4 protein-coding genes are annotated in these 2,189 nt (G+C 54.5%); all 4 read left to right on the forward strand.

Annotated features, from left to right (window positions below; translation table 11 throughout):
- The coding region (locus ABYT07_RS20560; RefSeq protein ID WP_372993861.1) for a hypothetical protein at window positions 1–813 on the forward strand (813 nt) is incomplete at its 5' end.
- A gap of 158 nt (window positions 814–971) precedes the next feature.
- Window positions 972–1,130, forward strand: coding sequence for a hypothetical protein (locus ABYT07_RS20565; RefSeq protein WP_372993862.1), 159 nt, complete (start codon window positions 972–974; stop codon window positions 1,128–1,130).
- Window positions 1,131–1,133: 3 nt separating this feature from the next.
- Window positions 1,134–1,304, forward strand: coding sequence for a hypothetical protein (locus ABYT07_RS20570; protein WP_372993863.1), 171 nt, complete (start codon window positions 1,134–1,136; stop codon window positions 1,302–1,304).
- A 296-nt stretch (window positions 1,305–1,600) separates the two neighbouring features.
- Window positions 1,601–2,189: substrate-binding domain-containing protein (locus tag ABYT07_RS20575; protein WP_372993864.1), on the forward strand; the 589-nt coding region annotated here is incomplete at its 3' end.

The following is a 2,189-nucleotide window of genomic DNA, read 5'->3' on the forward strand; positions in this document are numbered from 1 at the left end:
CGAGAGCTTGAAGCAAGCATGAAAAAGAACCTCGAATATCTTCTCGACAAGGCAGGTGCCATGGAGAAGATCCAGAATGAGATGGAAGATCTGGTCAAAAAAGGCGAACAGGACTCGCCACGTCATAAATGGCTCTACCTTCAGTACAAAGAGAAGGCGCTGACGGGAAAAAATCGAGAAGCCAAAGCGGTGCTGAAAAAAGAGTTTCTCTCAATGCATTCTAAAAGCATCGAGAACCTCAAGTTGCTGGTCCACAAGTACAAGAAGAAGATAGAGCAACTGGTCTACCAAGTCGCCCACCTCGGCTCCAAGCAGGACACGATCGAAACGCTTCTGGACAACATGAAGACCCACAGAGACAGGGACGTGGCGTACATCGCCAAGCTAAAGAAAGAGCTTCAAAAATCTGGGGAGGACGAAGTTGCCGGTGTTCAGGCGCTGATCTCCGTCGCGGATGGGCAGTTGGCAAAAAGCAAGAAGCAGATCGACAAAATGGAAGACAAGCTGAAACTACTTCAAAATAATGATGCGCACAGAGATTTGGTCACGAAGCAGAAGTTGCTGAACAAGATGGAAAAGCAGCTTGACCTCCTAAAAGACGGGCGAAGCGAAGATATTCACGCCTTCAAGAAGATAGTCAGAGCAATGAACATCACAACCGACATGATCGGTAGTGGTGCCGGTGTCGGATTCGACTATGCGGCCCCTATGACTGCGGTAAATCAAGTAGTCGTAGCGTCAGGCAATGTATTGGACTTTGGCGAACAACTGAACACCGGTGCAAAGACGCTCAAGCAAAAGCTCAAGCTTTGAGCCGGCTACGGTTTGAAGATCACCCAGCATCGTCTGCGACTGGAAGCGCAGCTGACCGGTATCGGAGTCTCCGCAGCTCAAAATGCGGTGCTGCTCTTCATTCTTGAGCGAGCCGGTTTTGTCCTGCGCCCCCCTCATCCGGAACACGGGCGGACATTATGATCGAATTGACCGAAAAAGGTCGAACAGCAGCGCATGCTGGTGTGGTGGCTGCCGAGGCGGTCGAGCGACGGATGCTATCGAACCTGACGGATCACAAGACTGAGGTTCTGAGAGACCTGTTGCAGCGCTGTGCTGATGCGCTTGAGGTGAGTTGAGCGATGGCGTTCTGGCAGGGTGTTGCATCGGCTGAAAATGCCCGCGGCGGACGCGATGGTGGCTTTGCGCAGCTTGGGCACGGTAAACATATCGTGGTAAAACCCCTAAAGAAGGGCGACTGGGTCGTTTGCTATTCCCCCCGTGAAAGCATGGGGGCAGGCGAAACTGTGTAGGCGTTCACCTCCATCGGCGGGGTGACTTCGGATGCGCCATACCGCGGCGAGCAAGCAATGAACTTCAATCCATACCGCGGCGATGTTGACTACCTGACAGGTGCTAAGTCGGCTGCGAACCGGCCGCTCTTTAGCATTCTTAAACTGACTCCCGATCATGGTGCCAATTCCCGCCGCGTTGCCACATGACCGCTTCGAGCCCAAATTGAGACCACAACAAACGGGCTTGTCGGGCACCAAACGATACGTTTAATAATGGGGCCACGGCGCGGGCGTGTCGCGGGGAGAGCTTCAGTATGCCGACTACATTGCGCATGTTCGTTCCTGCGGCGATCCGGTTTGTCATGGACCGCCTCTTGCCGCGCGTGGAAGCCGAGACAGGCGTGCGGCTTATACAGGAGGTTGAGCTGAACCCACTGATACCGGAGCGGATCAGAGCGGGCGAGCCTTATGACATCGGCCTGACCAATCCATCTTACGCGAAGGCTTTGATCGATGATGGATTTGCAGATGGCGGCAGCTACCGTGCATTCGGGCGTGTCTCACTTGCGATTGCGCGTAAAGGCGGGGCGCATGGCCAAATGATAGCGGACTCACATGGTATCAAAGCGCTTCTCAGGAGCGCGAAAAGCATAGCCTATACAGGCGCAGGGACGAGCGGACGAACCTATCTGGACGTGATGGAGCGCATGGGGCTGACTGGTTCCGTCTTGCCGCAAAGTCATCCGATGGCTGGGGGCGTTCCTGCGGTATCGGTCGCGAGCGGCGAATACGAGCTTGCGATTGCCCCTCTCACAACAGTGATTGCCACGCCAGGAGTCGTTCCCGTAGCGGTGTTCCCCGAGAATCTTGGCACACATATCGACATGTCGGTATTTCGGAACG

The sequence above is a fragment of the Sulfitobacter sp. genome (assembly GCF_041552635.1).
GTDB lineage: Bacteria > Pseudomonadota > Alphaproteobacteria > Rhodobacterales > Rhodobacteraceae > Sulfitobacter.